This window comes from Oceanimonas marisflavi, from assembly GCF_003049725.1.
Taxonomy (GTDB): Bacteria; Pseudomonadota; Gammaproteobacteria; order Enterobacterales; family Aeromonadaceae; genus Oceanimonas; species Oceanimonas marisflavi.
Map to the genome: position 1 here is coordinate 1 of NZ_QAGM01000038.1, position 13,058 is coordinate 13,058.

General features: G+C 60.0%; 11 protein-coding genes and 1 pseudogene. 4 read left to right on the forward strand and 8 right to left on the reverse strand.

The features are described 5' to 3' along the window. A pseudogene (locus DA373_RS15520) lies at positions 1 to 118 on the forward strand (IS5/IS1182 family transposase); the annotation flags it as partial. Between the two features lie 8 nt (positions 119 to 126). Here DA373_RS15520 and prfC read toward each other — a convergent pair. Next, on the reverse strand, positions 127 to 1,716 hold the full coding sequence (gene prfC / locus DA373_RS15525; protein WP_107853187.1) for a peptide chain release factor 3: 1,590 nt from the start codon (positions 1,714 to 1,716) through the stop codon (positions 127 to 129). Positions 1,717 to 1,915: 199 nt separating this feature from the next. Here prfC and DA373_RS15530 point away from each other — a divergent pair, with 199 nt between their 5' ends. The 3 genes from DA373_RS15530 (at position 1,916) to fabG (ending at position 5,150) form a co-directional block, all read left to right on the forward strand. Then, positions 1,916 to 2,470, forward strand: a complete 555-nt coding sequence (locus DA373_RS15530) for a tRNA-uridine aminocarboxypropyltransferase (RefSeq protein WP_107853188.1) — start codon at positions 1,916 to 1,918, stop codon at positions 2,468 to 2,470. Between the two features lie 448 nt (positions 2,471 to 2,918). Continuing rightward, the gene (locus DA373_RS15535) at positions 2,919 to 4,190 is read left to right on the forward strand and encodes a urate hydroxylase PuuD (RefSeq protein WP_107853189.1); all 1,272 of its coding nucleotides are present in this window, start codon (positions 2,919 to 2,921) and stop codon (positions 4,188 to 4,190) included. A 207-nt stretch (positions 4,191 to 4,397) separates the two neighbouring features. Beyond that, complete coding sequence (gene fabG / locus DA373_RS15540; RefSeq protein ID WP_107853190.1) at positions 4,398 to 5,150, forward strand: 3-oxoacyl-ACP reductase FabG; 753 nt, start codon at positions 4,398 to 4,400, stop codon at positions 5,148 to 5,150. Positions 5,151 to 5,328: 178 nt separating this feature from the next. Here fabG and DA373_RS15545 read toward each other — a convergent pair whose 3' ends face one another. The 7 genes from DA373_RS15545 to DA373_RS15575 all read right to left on the reverse strand — a co-directional run bounded on the left by DA373_RS15545 (position 5,329) and on the right by DA373_RS15575 (position 12,456). After that, positions 5,329 to 6,798, reverse strand: a complete 1,470-nt coding sequence (locus tag DA373_RS15545) for a PhnE/PtxC family ABC transporter permease (RefSeq protein WP_232821333.1) — start codon at positions 6,796 to 6,798, stop codon at positions 5,329 to 5,331. Continuing rightward, on the reverse strand, positions 6,795 to 7,466 hold the full coding sequence (locus DA373_RS15550) for an ATP-binding cassette domain-containing protein (RefSeq protein ID WP_107853191.1): 672 nt from the start codon (positions 7,464 to 7,466) through the stop codon (positions 6,795 to 6,797). The genes DA373_RS15545 and DA373_RS15550 overlap by 4 nt, the downstream gene beginning before the upstream one ends. After that, a complete protein-coding gene (locus DA373_RS15555; RefSeq protein WP_198650336.1) occupies positions 7,466 to 8,338 on the reverse strand; it encodes a putative selenate ABC transporter substrate-binding protein in 873 nt (290 codons plus the stop codon). The genes DA373_RS15550 and DA373_RS15555 overlap by 1 nt, the downstream gene beginning before the upstream one ends. Before the next feature lie 56 nt (positions 8,339 to 8,394). Then, a complete protein-coding gene (locus DA373_RS15560) occupies positions 8,395 to 8,724 on the reverse strand; it encodes a branched-chain amino acid transporter permease (protein ID WP_107853193.1) in 330 nt (109 codons plus the stop codon). Next, a complete protein-coding gene (locus DA373_RS15565; protein ID WP_107853194.1) occupies positions 8,717 to 9,397 on the reverse strand; it encodes an AzlC family ABC transporter permease in 681 nt (226 codons plus the stop codon). The genes DA373_RS15560 and DA373_RS15565 overlap by 8 nt, the downstream gene beginning before the upstream one ends. A 151-nt stretch (positions 9,398 to 9,548) precedes the next feature. Next, a complete protein-coding gene (gene pntB, locus DA373_RS15570; protein ID WP_107853195.1) occupies positions 9,549 to 10,925 on the reverse strand; it encodes a Re/Si-specific NAD(P)(+) transhydrogenase subunit beta in 1,377 nt (458 codons plus the stop codon). A gap of 4 nt (positions 10,926 to 10,929) precedes the next feature. After that, on the reverse strand, positions 10,930 to 12,456 hold the full coding sequence (locus DA373_RS15575) for a Re/Si-specific NAD(P)(+) transhydrogenase subunit alpha (protein ID WP_107853196.1): 1,527 nt from the start codon (positions 12,454 to 12,456) through the stop codon (positions 10,930 to 10,932). Positions 12,457 to 13,058 lie beyond the last annotated feature (602 nt).

The following is a 13,058-nucleotide window of genomic DNA, read 5'->3' on the forward strand; positions in this document are numbered from 1 at the left end:
CTCATTTGCTTGGCTGGAGAAGTGTCGGAGGCTGTGGAAGAACTGCGAGCGCAAGCTCAATACGAGCTTGCAGTTCATCCACTTGGCATTTTTGGTTTTGCTATTACGGAGATCGTAAACAGGTTCTCAGTGCTCCCGGGTCTTGCTGAACTGAATATCCGGGTAACGCTCCTGGGTCAGGTTGAGGTTGACCATGGTGGGCGCGATATAGGTAAGGTTGTCGCCGCCGTCCAGGGCCAGGTTGGCGGAGACCTTGCGCTGAAACTCGTCCAGTTTTTTGACATCGGTGCCGTATACCCAACGGGCGGTGGACACATTGACCGACTCGTAAAGGGCATCAACATTATATTCTGCCTTCAGGCGGGCCACTACTACATCGAACTGCAGCACACCCACGGCGCCCACGATCAGATCGTTATTGTCGAGGGGGCGGAACACCTGCACCGCGCCTTCTTCCGACAGCTGCACCAGGCCCTTGAGCAACTGCTTCTGCTTCAGCGGATCCCGCAGACGAATACGGCGGAACAGCTCGGGGGCAAAGTTGGGAATACCGGTAAACTTGAGATCTTCCCCCTGGGTGAAGGTGTCACCAATCTGAATGGTGCCGTGGTTGTGCAGACCGATAATGTCACCAGCATAGGCTTCCTCGGCCCGTTCCCGGTCACCGGCCATAAAGGTCACGGCATCGGAGATGCTCACCGTCTTGCCGATGCGCACATGCTTCATCTTCATGCCCTGGGTGTACTGGCCGGACACGATACGCATAAAGGCGATGCGGTCCCGGTGGCGGGGATCCATGTTGGCCTGGATCTTGAACACGAAGCCGGAGAACTTGTCGTCGGCGGCGGTCACTTCCCGCTCCTGGGTCTGACGCGGCTGGGGCGCCGGGGCCCATTCGGTAAGGCCGTCGAGCATGTGATCCACGCCAAAGTTGCCGAGTGCAGTACCGAAAAACACCGGGGTCAGCTCACCGGACAGGAACAGCTCCTGATCAAACTCGTGAGAAGCCCCCATCACCAGCTCCAGCTCTTCCCGCAGCTGCTCGGCCAGGCCGTCGCCCACGGCCTCGTCCAGCTCGGGGTTGTTCAGGCCCTTGATAATGCGCACTTCCTGAATGGTATGACCCTGGCCGGACTGATACAGAATGGTTTCGTCCCGGTGCAGGTGGTACACGCCCTTGAACAGCTTGCCGCTGCCGATGGGCCAGGACACGGGAGCACACATGATGTTGAGCTCGGTTTCCACCTCGTCAAGCAGCTCCATGGGGTCACGAATGTCCCGGTCGAGCTTGTTCATAAAGGTAACGATAGGGGTATCCCGCAGCCGGGTGACTTCCATCAGTTTGCGGGTGCGGTCTTCCACGCCCTTGGCGGCGTCGATCACCATCAGGCAGGAGTCCACCGCGGTCAGGGTGCGGTAGGTGTCTTCCGAGAAGTCTTCGTGCCCCGGAGTGTCGAGCAGGTTCACCAGGCGGTCGTTGTAGGGAAACTGCATCACGGAAGTGGTGACCGAGATGCCCCGCTCTTTTTCCATTTCCATCCAGTCGGACTTGGCGTGCTGGCCCGAGCCGCGGCCCTTGACGGTGCCGGCGCTCTGAATGGCCTGGCCGTGCAGCAGCACCTTTTCGGTGATGGTGGTCTTACCGGCGTCCGGGTGAGAGATAATGGCAAAGGTACGGCGCTTGGCAATTTCCTGCGCGATGGAGCTGTTTGACATGGATGCTATCTTCTGGGTTGACACGGAGCTTGGCTGCAGGCGCTGGCCTGAAAAAGTAAATCCGCTGGGTTGAACTGAACTGTGAGTATTTTCGCCTATTCGGCGACGCTTAACAATCAGTGTGATTCTCGGCGCCGGCTTTCCCCTCACGACCAACACCGTTAACATTCACCGTTTTCAGTCAGGATTTCGCTCTCTCATGCCTCGCGCCACCTGCCCCCGCTGCCATCTGCCCGAGCCTACTTGCCTGTGCGCCGAGACGCGCCCCCAGCCCTGTCCGCTGCCGGTGATCATTTTGCAGCATCCGCTGGAAGCCAGACACGCCAAAAGCACCGTGCCCCTGCTGCAGCTGGCGCTGCCGGAACTGCAGCGGGTCGTGGCCGAGCATATGGTGCCCCCGCCTCCACCTGAACACGGGCGCTGGTGGCTGCTCTACCCCGGCGATGAGGCGGTGGACATAGACCAAACGGCACCGGCCCGCCTCGACATTGGCGGTCTCATTGTGCTCGACGGCACCTGGCGCAAGACCCGGCTGTTGCGCCATCTCAACCCCTGGCTTAACAACCTGCCCGCCCTCAGCTTCAGCCGGGCCCCGGCGGGGCGTTATGCCATTCGCAAGGGGCCGGGCGGCCAGGCGCTTTCCACCCTGGAAAGCCTGGCACATGTGCTGGACAAACTTGGTCCGACCTTTGATCCGGCGCCCCTGCATCATCTTTTGGCCTGCCGGGTGGCCCAGTTTCATCCTGGCAACTAGAGTAATAACGGATATGTATGGCGCTCCGGATGTATACAACCTTCCCCTGCTTTGCCCGACATTTACAACGGCCGTGACAGTTGCAGGGAAAGTCAAATGCGCTATCATGACGGCCGCTTCGTTCCGGCCCAACGCACAGCTCGCTGACCGTTGATACCGGAACTACGCAAATCATTGATTAACATAAATTTTAATCGTTAAAACCAAGCCTCAGGCGACAAAATGGTTGCAAACGCAAGAAAATTAACTGTTAATGAATGTTGACAAACTTCATGTTTTTGAAAAAAATCACCTCACAAATTGTCAACAGTTTAAATTTTAAACTGTATACAGTTTGGAAGCACACTAGAGCGCATGTGGTCTCAGCTCCCGCCACTGGCAGGGCATCTGTTTCGATGCGCTAGGGTCTCAATCAAAACAACGATGAAACAGAGAAGGTAAGACCATCATGGAAGCGTATCTGCTGGATTTTGGTAACCTGCTGCTCCGCTGGCTGCACGTCATCGCCGCCATTGCCTGGGTAGGGGAATCCATTTACTTCGTAATGCTCGACAACGGCCTGCGTCCGCCCAAGTCGGAAGAATGCAAGAAAAAAGGCGTGTTCGGTGAAATGTGGGCCGTGCACGGCGGTGGTTTCTACCACAACCAGAAATATGCAACCAGCCCCGAGCAGCTGCCCGAAGACCTGCACTGGTCTTTCTGGAAGTCCTACACCACCTGGCTGTCCGGTTTCGGTCTGTTCACCCTGCTGTACCTGACCAAGCCCAGCTTCTATCTGGTTAACCGCGCCTCTCCCTGGGAGTGGGCCGCCAACATGACCGGCTGGCAGGCCAACATCGCCGCCCTGGCATTCCTGCTGCTGGGCTGGATCGTGTATAACGAGCTGTGCAAGCGCATCAGCCCCAACATGGAGCGTGATGGCGTACTGAGTATTGCCGTAGCCGTGATGATGGTCGTGGTTGCCTACCTGAGCACTCACATCTTCTCCGGCCGTGCCGCCTTCCTGCTGACCGGTGCCGTCATGGCCACCGCCATGTCTGCCAACGTGTTCTTCTGGATTATTCCCGGTCAGCGCCGCATGGTTAAGGCCCTGAAAGCCGGCGAGACCCCGAACCCGATCGACGGCAAGCGTGGCAAGCAGCGTTCCGTACACAACACCTACTTCACCCTGCCGGTAGTGCTGCTGATGCTGAGCAACCACTACTCCTTCACCTTCAGCCACGAGCTGTCCTGGGTGATCATGACCCTGTTCATCTTCGCAGGTGCCCTGATCCGTCAGTACTTCGTGCTGATGCACGCCGGTCACATTCGTCCGGGTTACCCCATCGCCGGTGTGGCCCTGATCCTGGTCGCCATCTGGGTAGGTGCGCCCAAGCCGGTAGCGGCTCCGGCTGCCGTGGCCCCCGCTGCCACCCAGTCTGAAACCACCGCCGCCGGTGAAGAAGCCACTGCTGCGCCTGCCGCTCAGGGTGGTGCCGTGACCACCGCTCAGGTGCTGAACGTGATGGAAGCCCGCTGCGTACAGTGCCACGCTGCCAACCCCACCCAGCCCGGCTTTGCCGCTGCGCCTCTGGGTGTGATGCTGGACACCGAAGAGCACCTGCTGCTGCAGGCCGAAACGGTCAAGCAGGTTGTGGCCAACAAGTACATGCCGCTGGGTAACATCACCGGCATGACCGACGAAGAGCGTGCTCTGGTAGCCGCCTGGAACGGTAAATAACTAACACAGCTTCGCTGTTAAAAAGCCCGCCTAGTGCGGGCTTTTTTGTGCCTGCCGTTCAGCCCCAGCATTTTCGCAGCGCAAAACAAACATTAGCAATACCATTAAATAAAAGGTCTAAAATTAATATTGCAGCGCAAAATTTAAGCTATTATCCAACAAGCAAGAGGAGTTGACTGACACCCTACTTAACAAAGGATTCTCATCATGAACGGTATTTCTCAGGATATGCACAACCATATCTGCGTGGTTACCGGCGCCGCCCGCGGGCTGGGCCGCTGCATCAGCGAAACCCTGGCCCGGGCCGGAGCGGCCCGGGTTTATGCCTGCGACATCAACATGACCCCGGCCGAAAGCTGGCTGAGCGGCCACGACAACATCACCGCTGTCACGCTGGACGTGTGCGACAGCAACGCCCTGAGCCGCCTCAGCGCCCGCATTCTGGCCGAACACGGCCGTCTTGATGTACTGGTGAACAACGCCGGCATCACCCGGGATGCCCTGCTAGACAACATGACCGAAACCGACTGGGACAGCGTGCTGAATGTAAACCTCAAGGGAGTGTTTCTGATGACCCAGGCCATGCTGCCGCTGATGAAACTGAACCGAAGCGGCAGCATCGTCAGCATCTCGTCCATCGTGGGTACCGACGGCAACATCGGCCAGAGCAACTATGGCGCCAGCAAGGGCGGCCTGATCAGCATGACCAAAGGCTGGGCCAGAGAGCTGGCCCGGGGCGGCGCCCAGATTCGCGCCAACTGCATCGCCCCCGGCTTTATCAACACCGAGATGACCCAGGCGGTGCCACAGAAAGTGCTGGAAAAAATGACCAGCCGCATTCCCCTCGGCCATCTGGGAGAGCCCAGTGACATTGCCGAAGGCGTACTGTTTCTGGCAAGCGCCCGCGCCCGATACATTACCGGGCAGGTACTGAAAATCGATGGGGGGCTGGTGCTTTAAATGCAATATCGCCCTTTCAGCCCGTGTAATGCCCGCCAAGGAGGGCACAGGGTATCTGCTTCGCCGCACCCTCTGCGCCATGGATGGCGCAGCGGAGCCTACATGGATGTATTCACGGCGTGTCGGCGCAGCAGTGCCCTGTGTCCGACGGTAAGCGCAGTGCTCACCGGCGAGTGTGTTAAAGCACCTCGGCGCGGTTGCCCAGGTGCAGCCGCTGGCGCAGGCGTCGGGCGGCCACATCCACCAGTATGTTAAGCCCGGCGCACACCAGCAGCAGCGCCATGGCCCGGTCAAAGCGGAATTCGCTGAAGGCCGAATCGATAAAAAAGCCCAGCGTGGGAATGCCCAGCATGCCGAGAATGGCGGTTTCGCGGATCAGGTTTTCAAAACGGTACAGGCTGTAGGCCATAAAGGCGCGATACAGCCGGGGAAGCACCTCGAAAAAGTACAGGTTCAGTCCGCTTGGGGCGTCTTCCCGCAGGCTCAGGGTATTGAGGTGATGACCCAGCAGATGGGCGATAATGGCGCCGTTGTGCAGCCCGAGCGCCAGCATGGCCGGCAGCATACCCGGCCCCAGCAGCAGCATGCCCACAAAGGCCAGCAAATATTCCGGCAGCGAGCGCATCAGTACCAGCCAGCCATGACTGGCACGACGGCTGACGGCATTGCCAAAACGCCGGGAAATGGCCGGAAACCACACCAGCGCCAGCACACCGGTGACCACCAGTGACACCAGCGCCAGCACCAGGGTATTGGCGAGCCCCGGCCCTGCCTGCTGCTGCCACAACGACGCCCACCAGGGCCAGAGCCCGGCCCAGTCCCCTGCCCTCAGCGGTGCGGGAATAATGTCCTCGGTAAAAAAGCGGGCCATCAGCGACCAGTTGAGGCTGGCCACCGGCGGCAGCCAGAGCACCGCCGCCAGCAGATACAGCGGCACCAGCCGGCCCCGCAGCCACCAGCGCAGGGTAGCGATGATCAGCACCAGGGCATAGAAAAAGGCGGCGGCCTCATCGTAATAGCCCTGGCGCAGCAGGGATTCCAGGTGATAACCCAGGGTTGGCAGGCCGATAAAGCCCAGCACCGCCGAGCTGCGAATGCCGCATTCCAGCCGGTAGCCGGTGTAGGTGGCCATCTGCCGCCAGCACAGCGGCAGCTGCAGATAGATAAGCCGGGTCAGCCGGCCAAAGCCCGCCGGCAACGCTCGCTCGGGAGCGGGATCGGCCTCTTCAAACAGCTCGCCGTAAATCTTGGCAAAGGTGCCCGCATAGGGCAGCGCAATGGCCAGCACACCGGCTAGGGCCGAGAGCCCCAGCAGCTGCATAAACAGCAGCGCCCAGAACAGCTCGTGCACCGCCCGAAGCCCCGCCGCCAGCCGGCGCACACCGGCACTGCGATAGCCACAGGCGAGCAACAGCCCCAGAACCGCCCCCAGCGCCACCCCCTGCAGAGCAAAGGCCAGGGTATTGGCCAGCGCCGACAGCAGCACGGTGGCATCGGGCCAGGCCGGCAACAGCAGGCCGGCACCGAGGCGGCCCAGCTCAAACCAGGGATCCACGGCGGTAATGGAAAAGTCCGCCCAGGGCAGACACAGCAGCGCCAGCCCTACAAACAGCAGGCTGGTGCGGCTCATGGAGGCCTGATCGTTCATGATGAGGTATACAGGGCCCGCAGCTGGGCCGCGGTCAGATTCTCACTGGGGGCATCCAGCACCAGCCTACCCTGGCGCAGGCCCACAATGCGGGTACAGTGAGTGAGCGCCTGCTCCACGTTATGCAGCGCCAGCACCACCGTCTGGTGGCGTTCGCACACAAGCGAGAGCAGGTCGGCGGCCTGACGTTCGTCCAGGGCCGACACCGGTTCGTCGCCGATAAACACCGGCTTTTGCTGATACAGGGCCCGGGCCAGACTGACCCGGCTCTGCTGCCCCCCGGACAGAGCACCCGCCGGGCGCCAGAGCTGGCCACTCAGTCCCAGCCGGCTGGCCAGCCCGGCAATCTCTTCTTTGGGGCCGGACAACGGCTTCACCAGATTGGCCAGGTTATACCAGAAAGGATTGCATGCCAGGCGGCCCATATAGATATTGTGGAAGGTGCTCAGCACCGGCACCAGACCGGGCTGTTGCGGGCACCAGGCCACCTCATCGGGGCGAAGCTCGCGCAACCGGCGCAGCAGGGTGCTTTTGCCGGTGCCCGACTCCCCCAGCAGGGCGATTTTGTCGCCCTGCTTCACCTCCAGGTTCAGTGCTTCCAGCACGGGCCGGCCGGCATAGCCGAGGCTGGCCTCATGAAACCGGAACAGGCTGGCTGGCTCGCTCATTACTGATCGGGATCCATGATGCCAATGGCCACGGCGGTGTCGCGAATGGGGGCGTAGTCATCGTTGGTGGCGTCCACAAAACCAGAACGGGGAAAGGCCGCCAGCAGCTCGGGATCTTTCATCTCCAGCAGCGCCTGCTTTACCTTTTCCTTGAAGCCGTCACCGAAGCGGGCGTTCACATCGCCGCGAATGCTCCACTGGTAGTCCGGGTACTCGGGGCTGGTCCAGATCACGCTGACCTTGCTTTCATCAATATTGCCTTTTTCCAGCTCGGCGTCCCACACCGCGTAATTGACCGCACCTACCTCGTAAGCGCCGGACTGCACCAGACTGATGGTACGGTTGTGATCGCCAGAGAACCCCACGCGGGAAAACAGATCTTCGGGGGCCTGTTCAAAGTGCTGACGCAAAAAGAACTCGGGCATCAGCCGGCCGGAGGTGGATCCCTTGTCACCAAAGGTAAAGCGCTTGCCGGCAAGCTCCGCAGGTAACTGCTCACTTTCACTCAGACCGGTGCTTTCATGGGCAATCAGATAGCTGACAAAGGCGGTGTCTTCCGCCCCCTGGGCAATGGCCTCACTGCCGGGCACCAGCTCCCGGGCCTGCACACCGGTGAGACCGCCAAACCAGGCCAGCTGTACCTGATCGTTACGAAAGGCACTGACCGCCGCCGGGTAGCTCTTCACCGGAATGTACTTCACGTCCACACCCAGCCTGTCGGACAGGTAATCGGCTATCTTGCCAAAACGCTCGGTCAGGCGGCGTTCATCCTGATCCGGAATGGCGGTAAACACAAAGGTTTCGGCCTGAGCCAGGCCGCTCAGGCACAGAGCAGCCAGGCCCAGCAAGGGAGCTCGCAGGGAAACAGTCATCATCGATTCCATTTGATAAAAAAGGGCGGCCATTATAGCCGAAAACGGATTGGGGATCAGAGCCCCAGCCAGCCGTTGACCAGCGCCATATACACCAGGGTGCCGGCCAGAATGCTGGTAAGCGCCTGTCGCCGCCACAACTGCAGCCCGGCCACCACCGCCACGGCAATCAGCTGATCCCGGCCATCAGCAGGACTGCTCCACTGATGCACACCCACCGCATACAGGGTCAGCAGCACCATCATGGCCACCGGCAGCCGCCGGCCCAGTACCTGTATGCGGTGATGATGGGCGATAACGCCTCTGGCCACAAAGGGAAAGGCGCGCAGGGCAAAGGTCACCCCACCCATGATCAACGCCGCCAGCAGGTAATCGAAATCAGACATGAGCCGGCTTCTCCTTTTGCTTGTGCTCGGGCCAGGCCAGCAATACCAGCACCAACATGATGGAGGCCGCCAGCAGGAAGTACTCACTTGCCCAGATGCCGGCCACCGCGGCTGCCACCATTCCCAGGGCCACGGCACCCCAGTCTTTTTTGGCGCGGATCTGCTCCACCGCCAGCACGGTAAAGAGTGCCGTAAGCGCAAAGTCGAGCCCCTGCAGACCGGGCGGCAGCCCTCTGGCCAGCACCATGCCAATCAGGGTGCCCAGCACCCAGTAGCTCTGGTTGAGCAACACCACCCAGAGTGCGGCTTCGGGATCTTTTACTCTGCCCGAGGCACTCAGCAGGGAATAGGTTTCGTCGGTAATGCCAAAAATGAAGTAGTTTCGGCCAATCACGCCTTTGGGCAACAAATGATACAGGGACAGGCCATAGAAAAGATGGCGAAAATTCACCAGCAGCGACGCCACCGCCAGATCGATCCAGCCAATGCCGGCGGCCAGCAGACCCACCGCCAGATATTGCATGGCGCCGGCATACACCAGCACGCTCATCAACGGCGCCCAGTACCAGGTCAGTCCGGCATCCACCCAGAGCACGCCAAACACGGCGCCAAGAGGTAAATATCCCATCATCACCGGCAGCGTCAGCGACACCAGCCCGCGTTTGCTTGTCATTATTATGCTCCTCTCTTCAACTCTCTGGAAAATAAGGGATTAATGAAAGACAAGCAAGCGCGGCCACACCCCCGTGGTCACCACGGCTGTTGAACTTCCCCCATGAAAAAGGGGCGCCGAAGCGCCCCTTGAGATACATGATGCGAGAGAATTACAGCGCGCGCAGAATATTGTCCACGCTGTCCTTGGCGTCGCCAAACAGCATGACGCTGTTTTCGCGGAAGAACAGCGGGTTCTGCACCCCGGCGTAACCGGTGTTCATGGAGCGCTTGAACACCACCACCTGCTGGGCCTTCCACACTTCCAGCACCGGCATGCCGGCGATGGGGCTGGCCGGGTCTTCCGAGGCCGCCGGGTTGACGGTGTCGTTGGCGCCGATCACCAGTACGGTGTCGGTGTCGTCGAAATCATCGTTGATCTCGTCCATTTCCAGCACCACGTCGTAGGGCACCTTGGCTTCCGCCAGCAGCACGTTCATATGGCCGGGCAGACGACCCGCCACCGGATGAATGCCAAAGCGCACCTTGACGCCCGCCGCCCGCAGCTTGGACACCAGCTCGGCCACCGGGTACTGGGCCTGGGCCACCGCCATGCCGTATCCGGGAGTGATGATCACCGAGCTGGAGCCCTTCAGCATTTCGGCCACGTCTTCGGCGTTCACTTCTGTGTATTCGCCGTCTTCTTCCTCACCGGAAGAGACAGTGCCGTCGGAGCCGAAGCCACCGGCGATCACCGAGATAAAAGAGCGGTTCATGGCCCGGCACATGATGTAGGACAGAATGGCACCGGAAGAGCCCACCAGGGCGCCGGTCACGATCAGCAGATCGTTGGACAGCATAAAGCCCGCGGCAGCGGCGGCCCAGCCCGAGTAGGAGTTGAGCATGGAGATCACCACCGGCATGTCGGCGCCGCCGATACTGGCCACCAGGTGCCAGCCAAAGGCCAGGGCGATCAGGGTCATCACCAGCAGCGGGAAGGTGGAGCCTTCCACCTGCACAAACCAGATCAGCAGAATGGCCGAGACCACCACCGCCAGCAGGTTGAGCTTGTGACGGTGTGGCAGGGTCAGCGGCTTGGACGATACCAGGCCGCGCAGCTTGCCAAAGGCCACGATGGAGCCGGTAAAAGTGACCGCGCCGATAAACACGCCGAGGAAGATCTCGGTGTTGTGAATGTTCAGCATGGCGCCGGACAGATCGCCGTGATCAATATAGGTGTTGTAGCCCACGAACACCGCGGCCAGACCCACGAAGCTGTGCAGAATGGCGATCAGCTCCGGCATCTCGGTCATTTCCACCTTGAGCGCAAAGCGAATGCCGATGGCGGCGCCGATGGCCATGGCCACGATGATCCAGCCCAGGCCAGTGACCTCGGGGTTGAAAATGGTGGCCAGCAGGGCGATGGCCATGCCCGCCACGCCATACCAGTTACCGGCCTTGGCCGACTCCTGCTTGGACAGACCGGCCAGGCTCATGATAAAGAGCACGGCGGCCACGATATAAGATGCAGTTACTAGTCCTTGTGACATTTAATCAGCCCTTCCTAAACATCTTCAGCATGCGATGTGTCACGGTAAACCCGCCAAACACGTTGATTGAGGCGATCAGCACCGCCACAAAGGCGAGAAAGCTGACAAAACCACCCGAGCCCACCTGCGACAATGCGCCCACCACAATAATGCCGGAGATGGCATTGGTCACCGACATCAGCGGCGTGTGCAGGGAGTGGGACACGTTCCAGATCACGTAGTAGCCCACGATACAGGCCAGTACGAATACCGTGATATGAGACAGAAACTCCGCCGGGGCCACCGCCGCCAGCCAGGCAAACAGCAGCACACCGGCGCCACCCAGGTAATACTTGAGGTTGCTCGGTTTCTTGGGGTGAGGCTCGGCCGCGGGCTGGGCGGCCGCCTTGGCCTTGGGCGCGGCCGACACGCTGATGGCGGGAGGCGGGAAGGTCACTTCGCCGTCGCGGGTCACTGTCATGTTGCGCAGCACCACATCGTCGAAGTCGACGTTAATGTTGCCATCCTTTTCCTTGCACAGCAGCTTGGCCAGGTTAACCAGGTTGGTGGCGTACAGGGTGGAAGACTGGGTCGGCAGCCGGCCGTTGAGATCGGTGTAGCCGATGATCTTGACGCCGTTGTCGGACACGAACAGTTCGCCCGGCTTGGTCAGCTCGCAGTTACCGCCGTTCTGGGCGGCCAGATCCACGATCACCGAGCCCGGCGCCATGGCGGCCACCATGTCGGCGGTGATCAGCTTGGGCGCCGGCTTGCCGGGGATCAGTGCGGTGGTGACGATAATGTCCACCTCTTTGGCCTGCTCCATGAACAGGGCCATTTCCGCGTCGATAAAGGCCTGGCTCATTTCCTTGGCATAGCCGTCGGAAGAGTCGCTGTCTTCCTCGTAGTCCAGCTCCAGGAACTCGGCGCCCATGGAGTTGATCTGTTCTTTTACCTCGGGACGGGTATCAAAGGCGCGCACAATGGCGCCCAGAGAGCCGGCGGCACCAATGGCGGCCAGGCCGGCCACGCCGGCGCCGATCACCAGCACCTTGGCGGGCGGCACCTTGCCGGCGGCGGTGATCTGGCCGGTAAAGAAGCGGCCGAATTCGTGAGCGGCTTCCACCACGGCACGGTAACCGGCGATGTTGGCCATGGACGACAGCGCATCCAGGGACTGGGCGCGGGAAATGCGCGGCACCATGTCCATGGCGAGCACGGTCACGCCCTTGCTCTTGAGTTGCTCCACCAGCTCGGGGTTCTGGGCCGGCCAGATAAAGCTGACCAGGGTGGTGCCCGCCTGCAGCCGCTCTATCTCCTCAGGCGTTGGTGCATTCACCTTGTAGATAATGGCGGATTGCCAGACCTCGTCGGCACTCACCAGTTGAGCGCCGGCCGCCTGATAGGCGGTGTCTTCAAAACTGGCCTTGCTGCCCGCGCCCTGTTCGACGCAGACCTCAAAGCCCAGTTTGCGCAGCTGCTCAACGGACTTGGGGGTCGCAGCCACCCGGGTCTCTCCGCTGAGCGTTTCCCTTGGAATTCCGATTAACATAATAATTCCCTGATTCATGTTGATATCGCACCGGCTGCATATCGCCCCCGGTGTTCAGCAAGCTGTTCCTTCAACCGCTCGGCAGCCTTGCCTGTGTTGTGCCACAAAATGACGTTGTTTTACAACGGCGCTGCTTTTGTTTACGCATATTCAATGATGCATTTTGTATTTTTAAGCATTATTGCACACAAAGTTTCACCAAAGCTTGTACACCAAGCTTCAAATGAAAATATGACGTAAGAAAGATACAGCACGAAAGTCAATATACTGGCTGACTCGAAAAAAGATAAATCGATCTTTCCTCGAGCCTCGATAGGCTCTGACTTTCAATCGTTAAGGTATCATTTATCACCACATGGCCAAGTGGTCATTTGGCGAGCAGGATCACAGAAGGGGTGAAAGACGTCAGCCTCGGGCAGGCCGAGGGGCGGTCGGCTGACGCGTGAGCGGTTGTTGTTTAAAGAAACGGGCCAGCCAGGGCGAGATCGTGAACGTTTATTGAACAAATATAGGTGGTTGACGCAGTCATCCGGCTGTGATCTTATGCTTACTTTTTAGGTCTGAATCCATGTCTCTCGACGCCTTTAAAGAGCATTTCAAGC

Bases quoted from the DNA above. Each gene is read 5' to 3' on its own strand.
- DA373_RS15555 (WP_198650336.1), bottom strand. From the start codon at position 8,338: ATGACTGTTTCCCTGCGAGCTCCCTTGCTGGGCCTGGCTGCTCTGTGC.
- prfC (WP_107853187.1), bottom strand. From the start codon at position 1,716: ATGTCAAACAGCTCCATCGCGCAGGAAATTGCCAAGCGCCGTACCTTT.
- DA373_RS15575 (WP_107853196.1), bottom strand. From the start codon at position 12,456: ATGTTAATCGGAATTCCAAGGGAAACGCTCAGCGGAGAGACCCGGGTG.
- DA373_RS15545 (WP_232821333.1), bottom strand. From the start codon at position 6,798: ATGAACGATCAGGCCTCCATGAGCCGCACCAGCCTGCTGTTTGTAGGG.
- DA373_RS15560 (WP_107853193.1), bottom strand. From the start codon at position 8,724: ATGTCTGATTTCGATTACCTGCTGGCGGCGTTGATCATGGGTGGGGTG.
- fabG (WP_107853190.1), top strand. From the start codon at position 4,398: ATGAACGGTATTTCTCAGGATATGCACAACCATATCTGCGTGGTTACC.
- pntB (WP_107853195.1), bottom strand. From the start codon at position 10,925: ATGTCACAAGGACTAGTAACTGCATCTTATATCGTGGCCGCCGTGCTC.
- DA373_RS15550 (WP_107853191.1), bottom strand. From the start codon at position 7,466: ATGAGCGAGCCAGCCAGCCTGTTCCGGTTTCATGAGGCCAGCCTCGGC.
- DA373_RS15530 (WP_107853188.1), top strand. From the start codon at position 1,916: ATGCCTCGCGCCACCTGCCCCCGCTGCCATCTGCCCGAGCCTACTTGC.
- DA373_RS15535 (WP_107853189.1), top strand. From the start codon at position 2,919: ATGGAAGCGTATCTGCTGGATTTTGGTAACCTGCTGCTCCGCTGGCTG.
- DA373_RS15565 (WP_107853194.1), bottom strand. From the start codon at position 9,397: ATGACAAGCAAACGCGGGCTGGTGTCGCTGACGCTGCCGGTGATGATG.